The following is an 18077-nucleotide window of genomic DNA, read 5'->3' on the forward strand; positions in this document are numbered from 1 at the left end:
AAAAAGGTTTAGTTAATTAATGTGAAAAGAAGCGCTATAGAGTAACAAAATGTAAATGCGGCCAAAGCCGAACCTCTCTATAACGCTTTATATACAGCGCTTAAACGCCGATATTGCTCAGGCTATTAGAAATCCTTCTTATAAAACTGCTCAATGAGGGGTATTCTCGTTCAAAGTTATACAGACGCTCCTGGAAGCGCTCTAATAAGTATTCCTCTGGATTCTCTTCAGCATCTTGCTGAAATAGTCGAGCTTCAATCAATAATTCCAAACGAGCCAGAGCTTCTCTCTCCGTGTCGTTAAATTCTTTTTCAGATTCAATTAGTTGAACCAAATCATTAATTTTAGATGTTAATGCCATATTCGTATTATCCGTATTTGTCATAACTATTACCTCTGAAACATTTTTTTACCCATTCTAGGCTAAAGAAACATAAAATTCATTGGTCTAATCACTTTGATCACATATAATTCGTGCTGTTATCACAACTATACAGAAGGATTATTATGAAAAAACTACTCATTATTATCGTAATAGCAGTTGCTATTGCAGCAGGGATTTATTTTTATAAAGGGGGCAAGATCGATGGTCTAACTGGCGGTGCATTACCGTCTGATAACCCTGTTCTTGAATATGTCCCAGCGGACACAGTTCTTTTTGCAGGCAGCGTAGAACCTATGGAGTTCACTAAAGCGCTAGAAATGAGCACGAAAATGGGCTTCGATACATCAGCAATGATGGGCTCAGGCTTTGAAGAAATTCAGGCTGACATTGAAAACGCACCTGACGCTGCTCGTATGTTAGTTAGCTTGTACGGAAAATACCTTAGCGCTGTAAAAGCAAAGTCAATTAAAGAGTTAGGCTTCCGCAATGAACTTAACATGGCTTTCTATACAGTAGGCGCATTACCAGTTATTCGTTTTGAACTTGATGGCACTGATGCGTTCACAAAGGCGCTTGAAAACATCGAAACAGATCAGAATGTTAAGCCAACAGTTAACACCGTAAATGGTGTTGAATACCGCGAATACAGCATGAATGACGGCGCTGAAGAAGTTCCTTTCCAGCTAATCATCGCGAGTCACGACAACCAGGCGATTATCACAGTTAACACTCTTTTGGATGACGCAAAAGATTTGCAGGTTACTCTAAGTGAAAAGCCTACTACGAATATCCTTGATGGTGGTGCATTAAACGAAGTTGCTTCTGATAATGGTTACTTAGGATACTCAATTTTTATGCTTGATAACCTTGCTATTGTGGATGGCATTACTAAGCCAACTGCAAACTCTTTCGGTAAAGGCCTTCAAGATTTGATGGGTGCATATGGTGCAGCTAACGAAATGGCTGACATCCAAACAGAAGCATGTAATACAGAGCTAACAGGACTTACTAAAAACTGGCCTCTACTTTCAGCTGGTTACACTGAGTTTGATGACAGCAACGCAAGCTACAAAATGGTCCTGAAAGGCACTAACCTTGAATTAATGGACACATTAGGAAAGCTTCGTGGCCACATCTCTAACAACATTTCTAATCAAGATTATGTTATGAGCTTTGGTCTAGGTTTAGATATGGATCAAATCGTTCCTGTGATTACAACTGTATGGGAAGGTTTAACCAAAGAAGATTTCTCATGCCCTCCTCTAGCTGAAATGCAAGCAGGCTTGCGTCAGTCTAATCCGATGATGCTTGGCATGATGTCAGGTATGGTTGCTGGCATTAAAGGCGCAGGTTTCAGTGTTGTTGAAATGGACGAAAGTGCTCTTTCTAACGTTGATAGCAACCCAATGGCATTTATGCAAAACAGCCAAGTCATGGTAACGATTACTGCAGAAAAGCCACAAAACCTTCTACAGTCTCTAGGCATGTATGCTCCTGAGCTAGCTCAGCTGAAGTTAGAAGATGGCGGCGAACCTCAGACATTGCCAATGGGAATGGGCTCTGAAACTAAAATTGCTCTTCGTGGCCATGATCTAATCATGATGATGGGTAACACTGATGCACTTGCAGGTAAACTTACCAGCAATGACAGCATGGAGAAAAATGGCTTAATGAGCTTCACTATGGACTTCAAAAAGTATATGTCTCTCATGGAGCAAGCCATGGCTTCAGCAGCAGAAGAAGCGAATGGTGAGAGCAAAACTATGCTAGAAGAGCAAAAAGAAGTTTTCGCTGAACTTAAGAAAGCAGACGGTACAATCAAAGGTACTTTCGATATTAAAGATTCTGGTATCGTAACTGAAAGCAAGTTCCACGCTAAATAAGTTACAATAGTATCTTGCTCAATAAAAAAGCCCAGCAATTAGCTGGGCTTTTTATTTCATGAGTTAATTATTAAGCGACTTTAATTTTCATCTTTTGCAACGCCTGCTCGAGGTCACCAATAATATCATCGGCATGTTCCAGGCCTACAGAAATACGAATTAATGTTTCACTGATGCCTGCCTCTGCTCTTTCCTCAGGAGTATAGGTGGAGTGCGTCATCGAAGCTGGATGCTGAATTAAAGTTTCAGCGTCACCTAAACTAACAGCGATATGACAAAGCTCAAGCTGATTCATAAAGCGCACCGCATCATCGAATCCACCACTGACTTCAAATGCAATGACTCCACCAGCTCTTTTCATCTGCTTACCAATCAAATGATTCGCAGGGTGACTTTTAAGCCCCGGATAATAAACGGCTTCAATATCAGGGTGAGCGCTCAGGTAGTCCGCCAGTTTTTCAGCGTTGTCACAATGTCGCTCGACACGTACGGATAATGTTTTAAGCCCACGACAGATTAACCATGCATCATTTGGGCTCATAGTTGCGCCCATATCCTTCTGCGTGGTCATCTTAATATGCTCGATTTGCTCGGCCGAACCACATACAATCCCACCAATGACGTCACCATGTCCATTAAGATACTTAGTAGCACTGTGAATAATTAAATCCATTCCAAAGTCGCTAGGTTGCTGAAGGACCGGAGACATAAAGGTGTTATCCATGACCGTTAATAAATCATGCTTTTTAGCAATTTGATTGATACCTTCCATATCCGCGCAAACCATATTTGGATTGATCGGTGTTTCAAAATAAATAAGTTTTGTATTCTCTTTGACTGCATCTTCTACTTCCGACAAATCGGTAATATCGACAAACGTTACTTCAATACCAAAATCGGCAAATTTATGGTTAATTAATGCAAAACTACATCCATATAGCGCCGAAGAAGCAACAAGATGATCGCCTTGTTTCAGGTTAGCCAAAAGCGTTGCTGATACAGCTCCCATGCCTGAGCCAAACGCTGCGGCATCTTCGGTATTTTCAAGAGCAGCCATTTTTTGCTCAAGTTCACGAACCGTTGGGTTTCCTAAACGACTGTAAATATAGCCTTGCTCTTCACCAGCAAATCGATTTGCACCTTGCTGCACATTGTCAAAGATAAAGGTAGAAGTTTGGTGTATTGGTGTAGCGAGGGAACCAAAGCTAGGGTCACCCACTCTTCCTGCATGAATTGCCCGGGTTTCAATATTATTAAAATGACTTTTAGAAGAACTCATACTTACAAACCTCACTTATAATGAATATAAGCTTAGTCTTCGAGTATGATAGCCGTCGTTGTTTTTACTTCTTTTAGCACGAGGCTTGTATGAATTCGAGCAACACCCTCAAGTGGTATCATTTTCTCGGAGACAAAGCTTTCTAAAGACTGGGTATTGCGAACAGCGACTTTAAGCAAATAGTCATACTCGCCGGTCACGTTATGACATTCCAATACCTCAGGCCATGATTTAACTGTAGCCAGTACTGTCTGGATTTGTTCCGAGTTATGGAGCTGCAGACTGAACTCAACAAAGCATAAGTTATCAAAACCCAGCCTATGCCTATCAACCAAAGCCGCATACTGATGAATGAAACCTTCTTGCTCCAGACGTTTCACACGAGCGTGCGTTGCCGGAGGTGATAAGTTTATTCGTTTAGCCAACTCGGAGTTACTCAAACGTCCTTCCAGTTGTAAAAGATTTAAAATCTTTTTATCGACAGTATCTAGCGTACCTTGTGATGATTTTATCATCTCACCCCCACAAAAAAGAAGATTATTAGCCTAAATGTATCATAAATAAGAACAATGTAACTAATTATCGACTAATTACTTAATTAAATTAACAATACTTTATTGCAACTTAACCTTTAACGAATAATAGCAAGCTGATAGACTGAACTCAGACCAGATAAATCAACCTATCACAGGAAATTTCTTGCAAAAAGAAGCAGTTATACTCATTCACGGTATGGGAAGAACCCATCGCTCAATGAGAAAGCTCGAAACCTTTTTAAAATCAAAGGGCTACATTACCTATAACCGTAGCTATCCTTCTACTGTGGCTAACGTAGAGAGGTCTGCTGTGCATTATATAAATTCAGCACTTGCAACTCTTGCCCACGAGAATATATCCAAAGTCCACTTTGTAACTCATAGCTTAGGTGGACTGCTTGTGCGTTATTTCCTGTCTAATCATCAAATAAAAAAACTTGGTCGAGTGGTGATGTTAGCGCCACCTAATCAAGGTTCAGAGGTAGCCGAACGGTATCAGGAGAAGTTTTGGTATAAATGGATAACCGGAGTACCAGGACAACAGTTACAACAAACCAACAATCGACTTTTGAGGGATATGAAACCCCTCAAAACTGAAGTTGGAATCATTGCCGGAATAAAATCCTCAGATCCCTGGTTTAATCATGTATTTCAATACGCTCATGACGGTAAGGTTTCAGTTGAAGGAGCTAAATTACCCGAAATGACAGAAATGATTAAAGTCCCTCACGGCCACACATTCATCATGAATAAAACCAGCGTTAAAAATCATATAGCTAACTTTCTTGCTTCCGGTAACTTCTTCCGTCCCAGCCCGAAAATATCAATATTTGATCTGGTAAAAGAACAGCAATCAGAGGGACTTAAGTCACCTTTGTTAACAGATGGAGAGCTTCTTCAGCCCTCTCAGAAGGAACAAAAATATGATCGTGATGATAAGCCGCAACAACGTTAGCACTAATATCTGCTTCAGTTAATATTTTAGTGATAGCTGCTGTCATACCAACCGCACTTAAGCTTGAATGCACCTTCAAAGTAATTAGCCTCATAACCAGGCTATAGCTGAGCCCAGCCACGTCGGCCTCTTCCTTCCGACAAATTACTGTTAATCCTTCAGGCTCCTTAAAGGTTCCTAACGGTGAAATACCTGTAGGAATACTATTCTTAGTGAAGCAAAATACATAGTTACCCGGTATGAGCTCAGGTTTAAGATCGGATAAGAGAACGGATAAATCACTTATACTCATAACAGCCTCCAAAAAAAATCCTGCAACTCAGGCAAGTTGCAGGACTATCATTATCACTTTAAAAGAGAGGTCCGGACTAATCTTTAGAACCTTCCTCGCCCTTTTCCTCTTCAAGCTTTTCTTCGTGATTTAGGTCATATGCAGGTGGTTCACCACCATCACCTTTGAGGTAATGATTCATCCAGCGCTCCATACGCAAAGAGTAATCGTATTGCCCCGCAGCTTTTTTATTACCATGACCTTCACCAGGGTACAGCACTAATCGAACAGGAGCCTGTCCCAGTGTTTTTACGTAACGGTATAGCTCCATAGACTGTGATGGGTGAACGCGAGTGTCTGAATCACCATGCATAATCAATAACGGAGTATTAGCATTTTTGACGTGATAAATAGGACTAGTTTCAAGCATCCACTGATAATCATCCCATGGCCATGCACGAGCATGAACTGCATGCATCTCATTTGGTATATCGGTAGTACCGAACTTTGATAGCTGGTTAGAAATGCCAACGAACATAACCGCCGCAGCATAGTGCTCAGAAAGCTTTGTCGCCGACCATGCTGTAGCATAACCGCCATAGGAGCCACCAGTAATACCTACTTTATCTGAGTCCACCATCCCTTTTTCAACCAAGGCCAATTTACCGTCCAGGATATCTGTAAACTCTGGATCTGCATATGCATTCTGGTCAAGACGCGCGAACTCATCACCTCTACCCGTGCTTCCTCGATAGTTTGGAATAAAAGCAAAGTAGCCTTGAGCTGACATTGCCTGAATTGGTGAAGAGTAACCAGTATTCCAGCCATTTGAGCGGTGAGCTTCAGGACCACCATGGATGTAAGCAATCATTGGGTAACGGTCATCGTCGTCATAATCCAGTGGGTATACCAAAACCCCCTGAATTTTGAGTCCGTCACGAGCTTCGTACTCGAACGCCTCCTGTTTAGCCAGCTCAACATCATCAAGCCATGGGTTAGAGTTAGTAAGACGCTGCATTCCTGCCGCTGTCACTGCAAACAGTTCTCGAGGATGTTTAGCCGTATCGGCAAGAACATAGATGGCACCATTATTGGCAACGCTCATTCCACGTTGAATGGCTTGACCATAATCAACCACAACACGATCCGCAATTCGACGCTTTACTGCTGATTTCACCACTCTGCTTTCCAGTCCCTTGTGCTCGATGTAAATCAAATCATCGTCATGCCATGCAATATCCATGACGTGGCTATCAGTGTTTTTTACTTTTTTGAAAATATCACCGCTATCAACATTACCAACATATACCGCACCGGCCGTTGGATCGTTGTAATCATTAGCTCCCAGGAATGCTACATCTTTGCCGTCAGTTGACCAGATAGCTTTGCCCTGCTTTCCTTCAGTTTTAAATTCAGTAACAACATCGCCATCTAACTCAATGATTTGAAGCGTCTTCTTCATGTAAATATCATCAATGAGTGGTGTAGGAGACGTTTGGATTAGGAGCTGGTCATTGACCGGACTGAATTGAGCGCTCAGAACGCTGCCTTCAATATCAATCTTTGCAGGCTTCGCATCATCCTCACTCAGTGGATATAGCCAGGCATGGGTATTCTTGATGTCTTCTTCATAAACCTTAGCCTGAAAGCCTTTTTGGACTAATTTCTCAGTGTGTTCTGGTTGCTCTTCAGGTGCCACAAAAACAAGCTTGTCACCTGCCTTATTCAGAGTATAGGTAGAAATATTGCTTTTTACGCCTACCACTTTTTGTGACTCTCCGCCGTCAACGGCAATACTGTATATACCGGCGAAAGTATCATCATTTCGCATGGCTATATAATAAATACGCTTACTGTCTTTTGACCAGTGAACCGAGGCGATATTCACCTTACCGGTGATAAAAGGCTTTGCTTCACCACCCACAGGCTTAACGTATAGCTCTGACCACGCAGGACCGTCATCATCTACATATGGCTCACGCTTATTGCTTTGAGTATAAGCAATCCATTTGCCATCAGGAGAAACATTTACGGAGTTAACTGATTCAATTTTTGCTATATCTTCAAGTGTCAGCCCTTTTTTATCAGCAGCCATAGACGAAATAGTAGCTGTTGAAGAAAAAATCGCCAACCCTATGAAAAGTAGGATTTTTTTCATTGTAATCTCTTTACTGTCAGAATTTGCTAGTAAGCATATTAAAAAACGCCTGGCAGATCTAGGCGAACTATAGTTATAGATAGGTAAATGTAACTCAGGATTGTTACAAACTGTTACAATTAGCCAATAGCCAAAGAGAAAAGTGTCATTTAAAGTACTTCATAGAGTGTAACGGTTATCTTACCCCCTAACCGTACACTCGCATCTCAAAATAACTCCTTCTCATTTTGAGACGCAATTTCAAGCCCCCATTTTGGGGGCTTTTTTATTATAAATCAGTCTGTTAACTGCATTCTTACACAGGCGTCGAAAATTGGACGGTATATTTCCTCTAACTCTTCAAAAGTAAAATGATTACCGTGCTTTTGATATAAAGCAGATATAATTGCTTTCTCTCTCTCCGGCTGGCGGGCACTCATCCCCTGCTCTTTTTTGTGAGTAATCAATTTATGAACCAGCTCAGCTCTGAGCTCAATCAACTTCACGAGCTGCTCATCCAGCTGATCAATTTGCTCACGAACAGAATCTATAGAATACATAACTAACCTTGGGAACAATAAGTCGTGGTAACCTGAATTTATTATAGTAGAATTACGCCAAAGATGTTCAATTCGTTACGTTCTGATGAGTAAAACTGACAATATATATGCTAATCCCATTGGTGAGGTAGAATCTTTTCGCTTTGATCAGCAGGTAGTTGAAGTATTCCCTGACATGATTAAGCGATCGGTGCCGGGCTATACCACTATTATTGACGGTATTGGTGAACTGGCACAAAAATATGTGAAGCCAGAGACTCGTATTTATGATCTTGGGTGTTCCCTTGGGGCCGCAACACTGTCAATCAGACAGGCAGTAAACGATTCCTCATGCGAAATTATTGCTGTCGATAATTCTGAAGCGATGATAGAGCGTTGTCAGTTAATACAATCTAGCTATAACTTTGAAATGCCTGTAACAGTTCAGGAAACGGACATTAATGATATGGTCTTTGAAAATGCTAGCTTTGTTGTGCTCAATTTCACATTGCAGTTTTTACCCAGAGGACAAAGACAGGAACTGATGGATAAGATCTACCAAGGGTTAATAGAGGGCGGCGCTTTAATTCTGTCTGAGAAGCTGACTATGGGTTTTAAGGAAATTGATGAAAATATCATTGATATCCACCATAACTTTAAAAAGAAGAATGGCTATAGTGACATGGAAATTGCCCAAAAAAGAGCAGCTTTGGAAAATGTTCTGATTCCGGACACACGAGATGAACATTACAAGCGTTTTAAATCGGCAGGCTTCAGTCAATATGACACCTGGTTCCAACATTACAACTTTGCCTCATTAATTGCTGTAAAATAGCCGTTAAATAATTATGATTAGTTTTAATGACACCTATGACGCCATAGCTAACACTCGCCTGCATCCATGGTTGGATGATTTTAAAAATGCCGTGCATAACCGCATGGGTGACTACACTCACGGCAATATAACCCAATGGATAGAGCTCCTTAAACAATTACCGCAAGTAGAACCAGACTCAATTGATATCATAAATAAGGTAGCAATTGGTTCTCGGGATCAATTATCGGATAGCGAATTTAAAGAGCTTGAAGAGTTATTAAAAAAGTTTCACCCATGGCGTAAAGGTCCCTTCCACTTATTTGGCCAACACATAGATACGGAGTGGCGCTCTGACTGGAAATGGGATCGAATAAAGGATCATTTTACCCCTCTAGACGACCGTATAGTATTGGATGTTGGCTGTGGTAACGGCTACCATTGCTGGCGAATGGCTGCTCAAAACCCAAAGTTGGTTCTGGGGATTGATCCTTCACAGCTTTTCTTGATGCAGTTTGCCATAATGCAAAAGTACCTCCATCAATACCCGGTTCACTTTTTGCCTGTCGGGCTGGAGTACCTGCCCCAGAATCTTGATAAACAGGGTTTTGATACTATTTTCTCTATGGGAGTGCTGTATCACCGCCGCTCTCCAATCGATCATATTTTACACTTAAAAAACTTGTTAAAGCCTGGTGGGGAACTTGTTCTTGAAACTCTTGTAATAGATGGTGATGACGACCAATGCCTGATACCTAAAGACCGGTATGCCCAGATGAATAACGTTTGGTTTATTCCTACAACAGGCATGCTAAAACATTGGATGAGCAAGTGTGGACTTGAAAATGTTCAGGTGGCAAACGTTTCAACTACTAGTATCGAAGAACAGCGCGCTACTGACTGGATGACCTTTCAGTCACTGGAGGATTATCTCGATCCACAAGACAAAACATTGACCATTGAAGGCTACCCAGCACCTAAACGTGCCTTTATGATTGCACAAAAGCCGCTTAGAAAGAGTAAGAAATAAGATGGCTGACGAAAATAAAGATAATTATCATGTGGTGCCTTTTTGCCCTTCTCCGGTTCGCATTGTAAAACCTAATAAGCATTTTTTATTTGTGGCCAAGCCAGCAGGTTTATTAACCATTCCCGGTCGCAGAGAGGAAAACAAGGACTGCCTGATTACTCGCCTGCAAAACCACCACAAATCAAAAACGGCAACTGTTGTTCATCGGCTGGATATGGCAACGTCAGGTATTATGGTGGTGGCACTGAGTAAAATGGCACATCGCGAAATAAGCCGTCAGTTTGAGCATAGAGAAACTCAAAAGCATTATATAGCCGTTGTCGACGGCATCGTGCAAGAAGATGAAGGTGTTATTGACCTGCCCATGATTGCTGACTGGCCGAATCGCCCGAAACAGAAAATCGATTTTGAACAGGGTAAAAAAGCGGTAACTGAATGGCAGGTTCTCGAACGAGATGAAGAAAACCAACGTACGAGATTGAAGCTGGTTCCGATTACAGGTCGTAGTCACCAACTGCGTTTACACTGTTACGAACTCGGCCACCCTATCCTCGGCTGTAACCTGTACCATAAAAATGGATCCGAAAATAAAGCATCTCGCCTCTTGCTGCACGCGGAAAGTCTGACTATAAAACACCCAACGTCAGGCAAGCCCATAACAGCTAGAGCACCATGCTCATTTTAACTTGATTAAAACCGAAAGAATTGCAAAAATACCGGCCACTTAACATCCGTTGCTGGATTTGACGCTTAGGTACAGTTGGACGGAGCTAAGCTCCAAATAATTACCGGTAACCCGATGTGTTATTGAAATTATAAAGCTAAATTACGCACTCGTAGCTGGGTCTGCCCCATGGGGTACAGTTGGATGGAACGAAGTTCCAAAGACTAGTTAAACAGGCTGAGAGCTTTTTTAAGAAGTAGCAAAATAAATTACGCACCCGTAGCTCAGTTGGATAGAGCGTCGCCCTCCGGAGGCGAAGGCCGCAGGTTCGACTCCTGCCGGGTGCGCCATTTCTCTCTGTAGTCTAAAGATTACTGTACTCTGACACCATTAATCTCTGCTCCATTAATAATGCATCCTTTCCAACATTCTTAGTTAGCTGTTCTTGTCCTTTTACATCAAAGACCTATGTCAAATTTAAGTCATAACACATATCTTAAGATACTATGTTAGGATGATTTCTGAATTTAGACGGAATAAGAGATAAGATGTTTTCATTAAATTCAAAAATCAGGTCTGGAAACAACCCTTTGTTCTTAGGAGTTGTGATTTTGCTTTGCGCATCATGTGCTAGTTACAATAGTTATAACTTACCAGATCAAGATGAAGTCTCTTTTTCACCATCAGGGCAATACCCTATTTATTATAAATGGTGGCGATATCTAGAAGATGAAAACCTCAACACGCATATTGAACCCGCTTTAGAGAACAATTTTACATTAGCTGCTGCGTTGGAGCATTTAAATATGGCTAGAACTATAACGTGGCGTGAAGCCTTTGAACAAATTGAACTTGGCTATTTTAACGGGGCAAGTTAATTTATTTCTATGCTAAGGGCGCAAACTGAACTGCAGGAAGTCGAGCGTGATTTGCTCACGGTGAGGTGGACATTGTTAGAATTTCGTATAGCCCCCTTACCGCGCCTTGCCCGGCGGATTTGCAACGCCCAGAGAGCAAGAGTTAAAGTGAGGATAAGAAGGATGGATAAGAGATGATAAAAAGCAAAACTTTTACAGCCATTACAATTGGGGCCATCGCGGTTATTGCCGCTTTTCTGTTTTTTATCATTAACTCTACTGAACCGGAGGCGCAGCGTGAGGTAGCGACCAAAAGAACAGCGATGCTGGTGGATGTTCAAGAAGTTCGCCGTGACAATTATAATCCGCTTATTGAAGGGCTTGGAACTGTGGAAGCTGCTGAAGATATTATTCTCAGTCCGCGTGTCGACGGCCGTGTCATTGAAGTTACCGAGAATTTTATTCCCGGCGGTTTTGTCAAAAAAGATGAGGTATTACTTCGGATTGATCCTGCCGACTATGAGAATGCGCTCGTTCAAAGGGAAAGCGCATATACACAAGCTCGCTCAGAAATGGATTTAGAACTTGGCCGCCAGAATCTTGCAAGAAAAGAGTATAATCTGCTCAGGCAAGATATTGATGAAAAGAACAAATCTCTTGTCTTAAGGAAACCGCAACTGGCTGCGACCGAGGCCAATTTAAAATCGGCTGAAAGTATGCTGAACCAAGCCAAGCTGGAACTCGAGCGTACATATGTTCGTGCACCGTTTGATGCTCAAATTTTATCCAGAAATGCCAATGTAGGTTCAGAGATTGATACCAATACGGAATTGGCGCGGCTTGTCGGGGTTGATGAATATTGGGTGACTGTGAGCGTACCGGTAGCAAGACTTGACCGGATTACTTTCCCTGAAAAAGGACAACCTGGCGCGCGGGTCATTATTCGCAACCGAACAGCCTGGCCGGCTGGCACGAGCCGTAAAGGTGAGGTTATGCGGTTAATCGGCGCGTTGGATGCACAAACACGTTTAGCGCGCGTGCTGGTTAGCGTGAAAGACCCGCTTGCCCTTAATCCTGAAACGCAAGGTCCGCAAATGCTAGTTGGCGCGATTGTTCAGGCCGAGATTGCAGGACGCGAACTAGAAAATGTTTTTCGCATTGGCCGTGATTTCCTGCGTGAAGACGACCGACTCTGGCTCAAACGCGATGGAAAGTTAACCATTACAGAGGCTAAAGTCGTTTTCAAAGATAAAGACTATGCCTATATCTCCGAAGGCATGGAGGATGGTGACTTACTTGTGATTAGCAATCTGGCGGCTGTGGCTGAGGGGATTGGCCTGCGAACAGAGGCCGAAGCGGAGACGCAAGAATGAGCGAACCCAAAACGAAATATGGCAAAGGCGCAATAACATGGATGGCGCAGAACCCTGTCGCCGCGAATTTGTTGATGATAATCCTGCTTTTGGGCGGGATTTTTACAGCGCTCAATATTCAAAAAGAAGTCTTCCCCCAGTTTCAACTGGATATTGTTAATGTGAGTGTTGGCTATCCCGGCGCAGCCCCTAGCGAAGTGGAAACTGGTGTTTTACAACCTGTAGAGGAAGCGGTACGTGGCCTTGAAGGTATTCGTGAAATCACAGCTCGCGCCCGTGAAGGCAGCGGAAATGTAGAGATTGAGCTTGTCTCTGGTGCTGATCGCATGAAAGCCTTCCAGGATATTGACCAGGCAATTGCACGTATTCGCACCTTCCCGGAAGAAGCTGATCAGCCGGAAGTAAGTCTTGAAGCACAGCAGCGCGAGGCGATGGAAATTGGCCTTTTTGGTTCCGTAGATGTCTGGACATTGCGTATTCTGGCCGAACGCTTACGGGATCGCTTGTTGAGCGATCCGAATATGACGCTTGTTGAGCTCGGCAATGTTCCGGATTACATCACACATGTTGAAATAAGCGCCGATACGCTGCGCGAATATGGGCTGACTTTACCCGATATTGCACGAATCATCAGTCAGTCCTCGCAAGATATTCCAGCCGGGGCCGTCAGAACTTTTGATGGTGAAATTTTACTGCGTATACAGGAGCGAAAAGTCTGGGCAGAGGAATTTGCCGATATAGATATTATTTCTGGCGAGAACGGAGCAACCATTAAACTGGGCGACATCGCAAAAATCGAAGACGGCTTTGAGGAAGGTAATTTTCACTCGCAGTTTAATGGCGTGCCATCTGTTGAAGTGAATATTTTCAGGACAGGCAATGAATCCCCTCTCGATATTGAACAAACGGTATACGAAATTATGGAGGATTTTGAGCGCACACTACCACCCGGCGTGGAGTGGCGGATTGACAGTAACAATGCTCAGGATTTTCGTGAACGTCTTGGATTGATACTTGAAAACGGTGTAGCGTCTGTTTTGATTGTTCTGACGATCCTTTCGCTTTTTCTAGCGTCGAAGCTGGCATTCTGGGTAATGATGGGTATGACAATTTCCTATGTCGGATCGGTGATGTTTCTACCAGCCTTTGGCGTCAGTATCAATATGGTCTCCCTCTTTGGATTTCTCGTAGCACTCGGCCTTGTTGTCGATGATGCGATTGTGGTCGGAGAGAATGTGTTTGAGGAGCGCAAAAACCATAACGATCCCCTGAAGGCCGCGATTGAGGGCACGAAGAGTGTTGCAACGCCCGTAACGTTTTCGATCATTACAACCCTCATTGCCTTCGTGCCTTTGCTCTTTATGCCTGGAGAAACGGGACTTTTCTGGTGGCCTTTGCCCGTTGTGGTGATGACAGTGCTCGCTTTGTCGCTTTTTGAAGCACTTTACATTCTGCCAGCCCATTTGGGGCATGTGAAAAAAAGCGCCAATGAAAATGCAATCCTGCGTCCGATCAAAAATGTACAGGTAAAATTTGCTGCTAAGTTTGATGCTTTCGTGCAAGGGCCGTATAAAAGTTTTCTCGATCTTTGTCTGCGCGCGCGATACATCACGATTTCAGCAGCGCTGGCGCTTTTGTTTGTTTCCTTTTCGTATATGAATAGTGCGCATATGGGCATTATTAATATGCCGGAAGTCGCCGCCGATGAGATCGAGGCTGGCGTCTCCATGCCGGCTGGTACGACGCCTGCACAAGCTGGGGCGATGGCGATAAAACTCACTGATGCTACGGTGCGTATGTATGAAGAAAACAATCTAGACTTAGTGGCGGAAGGGATAAAAACCAATGTCCGTGGGCAGGGTTTTATTGATGTTGAAATTGTTCTGCGCCCGCCCGAAGAGCGCGATATGACCGCCCGCGAAATTATTCAGCTCTGGCGTGATGAGATCGGCGATATTCAGGGCGTGGATCAAATCACTTTCGAAGCCGAGCGTGGTCCCGGTGGTTGGCGACCTGATATTAGTGTTGATCTCAGCCACAACAATATCGATATTTTAGAGCAGGCCAGCCAACGCCTAATTGCCGAATTGGAGACATTTACCAATACGGCTGACATTAATGACGATTTCGATAAAGGCAAAAAGCGCATTGATTTTCGTCTTCTTCCGGAGGGACGCGCTTTGGGTCTCACACCGGAATATGTCGGGGAGCAATTACGCGCTGCGTTTTTCGGCTCCTTGGCTGTCCGCCAGTTGCGCGGCAATAACGAAACCGAAGTCCGTGTCAAGCTACCAGAAAGCCAACGGGAGGATTTATCCTATCTGGAAGATCTTGTCATTCGCACCCCAAACGGTGCGGAAGTACCCTTGTTTGAAGTGACAGAGTTCGAATATACCGAAGCGTTCTCATCCATCAACCGCCGTAACGGAATGCGTGTTGTTACAGTGTCCACAGATGTTGAGCCCAAACGTGAGATTGTGCAGGTGGTGAATGCACTTAATCAGGAGGTTCTGCCCGAGCTGCGTGCGGATTTCCCGGGGCTGACATGGACCTTTCAAGGGTCGAACGCCGAGATGCGTGAGTCAACGCAGCAGCTTTACGGTTATTTTGGCCTAGCGCTTATCATCATTTACGCCCTTTTGGCTGTCGTGTTTCGTAGCTATTTCCAGCCCTTTATTGTCCTGAGCGCGATTCCATTCGGCATCATAGGCGCTGTCATCGGGCATATCATCATGGGCTACGATATTTCCCTCATCTCTAAGATGGGCTTTGTCGCATTGTCCGGCGTTGTGTTGAATGCATCCCTGATTATGGTTGATTATGCGAACAAATTACGGAGCCAGAGCAACAGAACAACACCGTATGATGCTATCAAACAGGCGGGCCTGCGCCGTTTTAGGCCTATAATTCTTACGACTTTAACGACTTTTGGTGGACTGTCTCCCATCTTGCTTGAAACATCTCTACAAGCGCAATATCTCATCCCTATGGCTATTTCCCTAGGCTTCGGGATTGTTTTCTCGACAGCCATTATTCTGATCCTGGTACCGTGTCTGTACATGATGCTGGAGGATATAAAATCTGTGGCCTCACAATAAGCTGGCGCATTGAAAGAGGCCGTAGAATGAGCACAAGAACTCAGTTCCACACGGTCCTTTAAAATCCAACTCTTAGCGCTCCGGAGGCGAAGGCCGTAGGTTCAACTCCTGCCGGGTGCGCCATTCAATAAGTGTTAGATAGCCTTTCCTAAATCAAACTTAGAGTTTTCAGAGGCGCCTTTAAAGTGCTCAACTGTTATATCAACCGCTGCTTTAATTTCATCCTGATGCTCACCTTCAATTAACATCATGTCCCTTGTAAAACTCATTTTTTCACGTTTTTCTAAGTCAGCCCATGCTTGATGGGTGGGGATATGCTCGGTCTTATCATAAACGGTATAGAAGATTTCAAAAGGCTTTCGGCTAGCTTCATCAAGTCTGAGCTGATCGATTAATACTTTTAAGCGTATACAGCCCTCAATTGTCGGGCATTGCTCCTGTTGCATGGCTTTAGATATATCAACAATGCTGCTGACGACAGAAGCAATTTTATCTCGCTCTTGTAACTCAATAGAGTTTTTCAATTCTTCAAGTTTTTGCTTTTGACTCCTTACCTTTAAAAGTAAATAAACGGCATACACTGCCAAAGCAAAAGTAATAATTGAGGCTATGTAATAAAATATAGTCATAGTAATAGAGGGATAACAGTACTTGGAGACAGGATACCTATATTCAGCAAGAAATTACAGTGATGAGGATGGACAAGTTCATTATCAGAGCTATTAATTCAGGCAACATAGCTACCAAGGTAATTATGCTGTAAAGAAATAAGAGCTGGCAGCTCTTAATCTCAAGTATGAAGTATGCATTGCCTAAATTAGCCCGCAAAAAACTTGCGGGCTACTCTTCCCTCTTGGGATCATTCAGGATATTTACGGGTCAGATTTTTTTCGTTTGGTTTGCCATCCCGTTTATAGATAACACCACCTTTAACGACTAAATCAACATCTTGCAGTAAGTTAATGTATTTCAGCACATCCCCTTTTACAGCGATGATATCGGCATATTTACCCGGTACTACTGTTCCCAAGTCTTTATCCACACCCATAAACTTTGCAGGCCAAAGAGTTGCGGCCTGTATTGCCTCCATAACTGGAACATCAAACTCTCTGACCCATACATCCAGTTCATTCCAGGTTGACTGACAATGAAACTTCATTGGAATGCCACTATCAGTACCTACCAAGAGGATCGCTCCAGACTTTCTAAGCTGATTAAATTTAGTCTTTAATGTAGGCTTACGTTTTGGAGTAAGCTGCATGTAACTAATACGCTCGGGATGCTGTATGGACTGCTTAATATCCTTTACAGTTTCTTTGGTCAAACCGCGTTTCCAGCATTTGTTGTCCAATGCCTCGTGATTTTCTCTGACATACTCGTAATTCCATAAACCCTCTACCGTCGGAGTCCAATATAAAGGGCCACCACTGATCCTACCCTTTGCGGTTCTCTCTTTGAGCTGGATCATAATATCCTCTGGGTACTCGGGAGCAGTTGTTAATCCAGTATGCTCAAAATTATCAATTCCAATCTTCAGGCCTATACGAATTTCGTCCGGTTTGTGGGAGTGTCCAACAACCTTCATACCAAGCCTGTGAGCTTCATCCACAACAGCTTTAGCATGCTCAAGCGGCATTACATCATGATCAATCAGTTTAACCACATCCATTCCAGCTTCTTTTAACTGGCGAACTTTTCGTTTAGCATCACTCTCGCTTTCAACGCCCCATCGGAACGCTTCCGTTCCCGGATATGGCTTATGCTGAATAAAGGGACCAGACATAAACATTCGAGGCCCGCTTAATTCTCCCGATTGAATTTTATCCTTAATTTCTTTTGATTCCTTTAAAGGTGCGCCCAGATCTCTGGCGCTAGTTACACCTGCCAATAGTAGCTGCTCTGCAGATGCTGGCATAATTTCGGTTCCAAGCTTGTCAATATAAGCTTTATCCCAATGTTTATAGTCCGAATGTCCATTGATCATCAAATGTACATGCATATCCCACAAACCAGGAAGAACCGTCATGCCTTCAGTTGAAATGACTTCGTATTCACTTGGAATATCAAGGCTGCTCTCTGTTCCAACGGCTACGATGCGGTCATTCTCTACAAGAATAACACTATCATAAATTACATTTCCGCCAGTACCATCGACCAAAGTACCACCGGCAAAAGCTTTTAACTCATTAGCCTGACTACTAAAGCTTAATAATCCCGATAGGACCATAAGAAACGCATAAATGAATCGTGACATAA

The 18077-nt window shown here is 43.2% G+C and carries 16 protein-coding genes and 1 tRNA gene; 9 read left to right on the forward strand and 8 right to left on the reverse strand.

Annotation, left to right across the window (positions count from 1 at the left end; genetic code table 11):
* Positions 1-100: 100 nt before the first annotated feature.
* A complete protein-coding gene (locus tag KS2013_RS06190; RefSeq protein WP_068991221.1) occupies positions 101-385 on the reverse strand; it encodes a DUF4404 family protein in 285 nt (94 codons plus the stop codon).
* Positions 386-507: 122 nt separating this feature from the next.
* On the opposite strand from KS2013_RS06190, the gene KS2013_RS06195 reads away from it, so the two are divergent.
* Entirely contained in the window at positions 508-2268 is a 1761-nt protein-coding gene (locus tag KS2013_RS06195; protein ID WP_068991224.1) for a hypothetical protein, read from the forward strand.
* 70 nt (positions 2269-2338) lie between these two features.
* On the opposite strand, the gene megL is transcribed toward KS2013_RS06195, so the two are convergent.
* On the reverse strand, positions 2339-3547 hold the full coding sequence (megL, locus tag KS2013_RS06200; protein ID WP_068991229.1) for a methionine gamma-lyase: 1209 nt from the start codon (positions 3545-3547) through the stop codon (positions 2339-2341).
* A 32-nt stretch (positions 3548-3579) separates the two neighbouring features.
* Positions 3580-4062, reverse strand: a complete 483-nt coding sequence (locus KS2013_RS06205; protein WP_068991232.1) for an Lrp/AsnC family transcriptional regulator — start codon at positions 4060-4062, stop codon at positions 3580-3582.
* A 184-nt stretch (positions 4063-4246) separates the two neighbouring features.
* Here KS2013_RS06205 and KS2013_RS06210 point away from each other — a divergent pair, with 184 nt between their 5' ends.
* The gene (locus tag KS2013_RS06210) at positions 4247-5038 is read left to right on the forward strand and encodes an alpha/beta fold hydrolase (protein WP_068991235.1); all 792 of its coding nucleotides are present in this window, start codon (positions 4247-4249) and stop codon (positions 5036-5038) included.
* Here the strand turns inward: KS2013_RS06210 and KS2013_RS11845 are convergent.
* From KS2013_RS11845 to KS2013_RS06220, 3 genes are all read right to left on the reverse strand, one after another.
* Positions 4947-5330 carry an ACT domain-containing protein gene (locus tag KS2013_RS11845; RefSeq protein ID WP_071890143.1) on the reverse strand — a complete coding sequence of 128 codons (384 nt, stop codon included), beginning with the start codon at positions 5328-5330 and terminating at the stop codon, positions 4947-4949. The genes KS2013_RS06210 and KS2013_RS11845 overlap by 92 nt on opposite strands.
* Before the next feature lie 76 nt (positions 5331-5406).
* A complete protein-coding gene (locus KS2013_RS06215; RefSeq protein ID WP_068991238.1) occupies positions 5407-7467 on the reverse strand; it encodes a S9 family peptidase in 2061 nt (686 codons plus the stop codon).
* Between the two features lie 275 nt (positions 7468-7742).
* Positions 7743-8006, reverse strand: coding sequence for a chorismate mutase (locus KS2013_RS06220; protein ID WP_068991240.1), 264 nt, complete (start codon positions 8004-8006; stop codon positions 7743-7745).
* A gap of 85 nt (positions 8007-8091) precedes the next feature.
* On the opposite strand from KS2013_RS06220, the gene cmoA reads away from it, so the two are divergent.
* From cmoA to KS2013_RS06255, 7 genes are all read left to right on the forward strand, one after another.
* Entirely contained in the window at positions 8092-8820 is a 729-nt protein-coding gene (gene cmoA, locus KS2013_RS06225; protein WP_068991243.1) for a carboxy-S-adenosyl-L-methionine synthase CmoA, read from the forward strand.
* A gap of 13 nt (positions 8821-8833) precedes the next feature.
* The gene (gene cmoB, locus KS2013_RS06230) at positions 8834-9829 is read left to right on the forward strand and encodes a tRNA 5-methoxyuridine(34)/uridine 5-oxyacetic acid(34) synthase CmoB (protein ID WP_068991246.1); all 996 of its coding nucleotides are present in this window, start codon (positions 8834-8836) and stop codon (positions 9827-9829) included.
* Position 9830: 1 nt separating this feature from the next.
* Complete coding sequence (locus KS2013_RS06235; protein ID WP_068991249.1) at positions 9831-10514, forward strand: pseudouridine synthase; 684 nt, start codon at positions 9831-9833, stop codon at positions 10512-10514.
* Positions 10515-10766: 252 nt separating this feature from the next.
* Positions 10767-10843: transfer RNA gene (locus tag KS2013_RS06240), tRNA-Arg, on the forward strand.
* A 198-nt stretch (positions 10844-11041) separates the two neighbouring features.
* A complete protein-coding gene (locus KS2013_RS06245; protein WP_068991252.1) occupies positions 11042-11371 on the forward strand; it encodes a hypothetical protein in 330 nt (109 codons plus the stop codon).
* Between the two features lie 173 nt (positions 11372-11544).
* Positions 11545-12723 carry an efflux RND transporter periplasmic adaptor subunit gene (locus tag KS2013_RS06250; protein ID WP_068991254.1) on the forward strand — a complete coding sequence of 393 codons (1179 nt, stop codon included), beginning with the start codon at positions 11545-11547 and terminating at the stop codon, positions 12721-12723.
* A complete protein-coding gene (locus KS2013_RS06255; protein WP_068991257.1) occupies positions 12720-15821 on the forward strand; it encodes an efflux RND transporter permease subunit in 3102 nt (1033 codons plus the stop codon). Before KS2013_RS06250 ends, KS2013_RS06255 begins: the two co-directional genes overlap by 4 nt.
* A gap of 134 nt (positions 15822-15955) precedes the next feature.
* Here KS2013_RS06255 and KS2013_RS06260 read toward each other — a convergent pair whose 3' ends face one another.
* On the reverse strand, positions 15956-16450 hold the full coding sequence (locus KS2013_RS06260; RefSeq protein ID WP_068991260.1) for a DUF2489 domain-containing protein: 495 nt from the start codon (positions 16448-16450) through the stop codon (positions 15956-15958).
* Between the two features lie 230 nt (positions 16451-16680).
* The gene (locus tag KS2013_RS06265) at positions 16681-18075 is read right to left on the reverse strand and encodes an amidohydrolase family protein (RefSeq protein ID WP_068991263.1); all 1395 of its coding nucleotides are present in this window, start codon (positions 18073-18075) and stop codon (positions 16681-16683) included.
* Between the last annotated feature and the right edge of the window lie 2 nt (positions 18076-18077).

Source organism: Kangiella sediminilitoris (genome assembly GCF_001708405.1).
Classification (GTDB): Bacteria; Pseudomonadota; Gammaproteobacteria; order Enterobacterales; family Kangiellaceae; genus Kangiella; species Kangiella sediminilitoris.

What these genes read in the sequence shown, in the direction of transcription:
- KS2013_RS11845 (WP_071890143.1), bottom strand. Translation starts at nt 5,330, where the DNA reads ATGAGTATAAGTGATTTATCCGTTCTCTTATCCGATCTTAAACCTGAG.
- KS2013_RS06260 (WP_068991260.1), bottom strand. Translation starts at nt 16,450, where the DNA reads ATGACTATATTTTATTACATAGCCTCAATTATTACTTTTGCTTTGGCA.
- megL (WP_068991229.1), bottom strand. Translation starts at nt 3,547, where the DNA reads ATGAGTTCTTCTAAAAGTCATTTTAATAATATTGAAACCCGGGCAATT.
- KS2013_RS06215 (WP_068991238.1), bottom strand. Translation starts at nt 7,467, where the DNA reads ATGAAAAAAATCCTACTTTTCATAGGGTTGGCGATTTTTTCTTCAACA.
- KS2013_RS06245 (WP_068991252.1), top strand. Translation starts at nt 11,042, where the DNA reads ATGTTTTCATTAAATTCAAAAATCAGGTCTGGAAACAACCCTTTGTTC.
- cmoA (WP_068991243.1), top strand. Translation starts at nt 8,092, where the DNA reads ATGAGTAAAACTGACAATATATATGCTAATCCCATTGGTGAGGTAGAA.
- KS2013_RS06255 (WP_068991257.1), top strand. Translation starts at nt 12,720, where the DNA reads ATGAGCGAACCCAAAACGAAATATGGCAAAGGCGCAATAACATGGATG.
- KS2013_RS06190 (WP_068991221.1), bottom strand. Translation starts at nt 385, where the DNA reads ATGACAAATACGGATAATACGAATATGGCATTAACATCTAAAATTAAT.
- KS2013_RS06235 (WP_068991249.1), top strand. Translation starts at nt 9,831, where the DNA reads ATGGCTGACGAAAATAAAGATAATTATCATGTGGTGCCTTTTTGCCCT.
- cmoB (WP_068991246.1), top strand. Translation starts at nt 8,834, where the DNA reads ATGATTAGTTTTAATGACACCTATGACGCCATAGCTAACACTCGCCTG.
- KS2013_RS06195 (WP_068991224.1), top strand. Translation starts at nt 508, where the DNA reads ATGAAAAAACTACTCATTATTATCGTAATAGCAGTTGCTATTGCAGCA.
- KS2013_RS06250 (WP_068991254.1), top strand. Translation starts at nt 11,545, where the DNA reads ATGATAAAAAGCAAAACTTTTACAGCCATTACAATTGGGGCCATCGCG.
- KS2013_RS06220 (WP_068991240.1), bottom strand. Translation starts at nt 8,006, where the DNA reads ATGTATTCTATAGATTCTGTTCGTGAGCAAATTGATCAGCTGGATGAG.
- KS2013_RS06205 (WP_068991232.1), bottom strand. Translation starts at nt 4,062, where the DNA reads ATGATAAAATCATCACAAGGTACGCTAGATACTGTCGATAAAAAGATT.
- KS2013_RS06265 (WP_068991263.1), bottom strand. Translation starts at nt 18,075, where the DNA reads ATGTCACGATTCATTTATGCGTTTCTTATGGTCCTATCGGGATTATTA.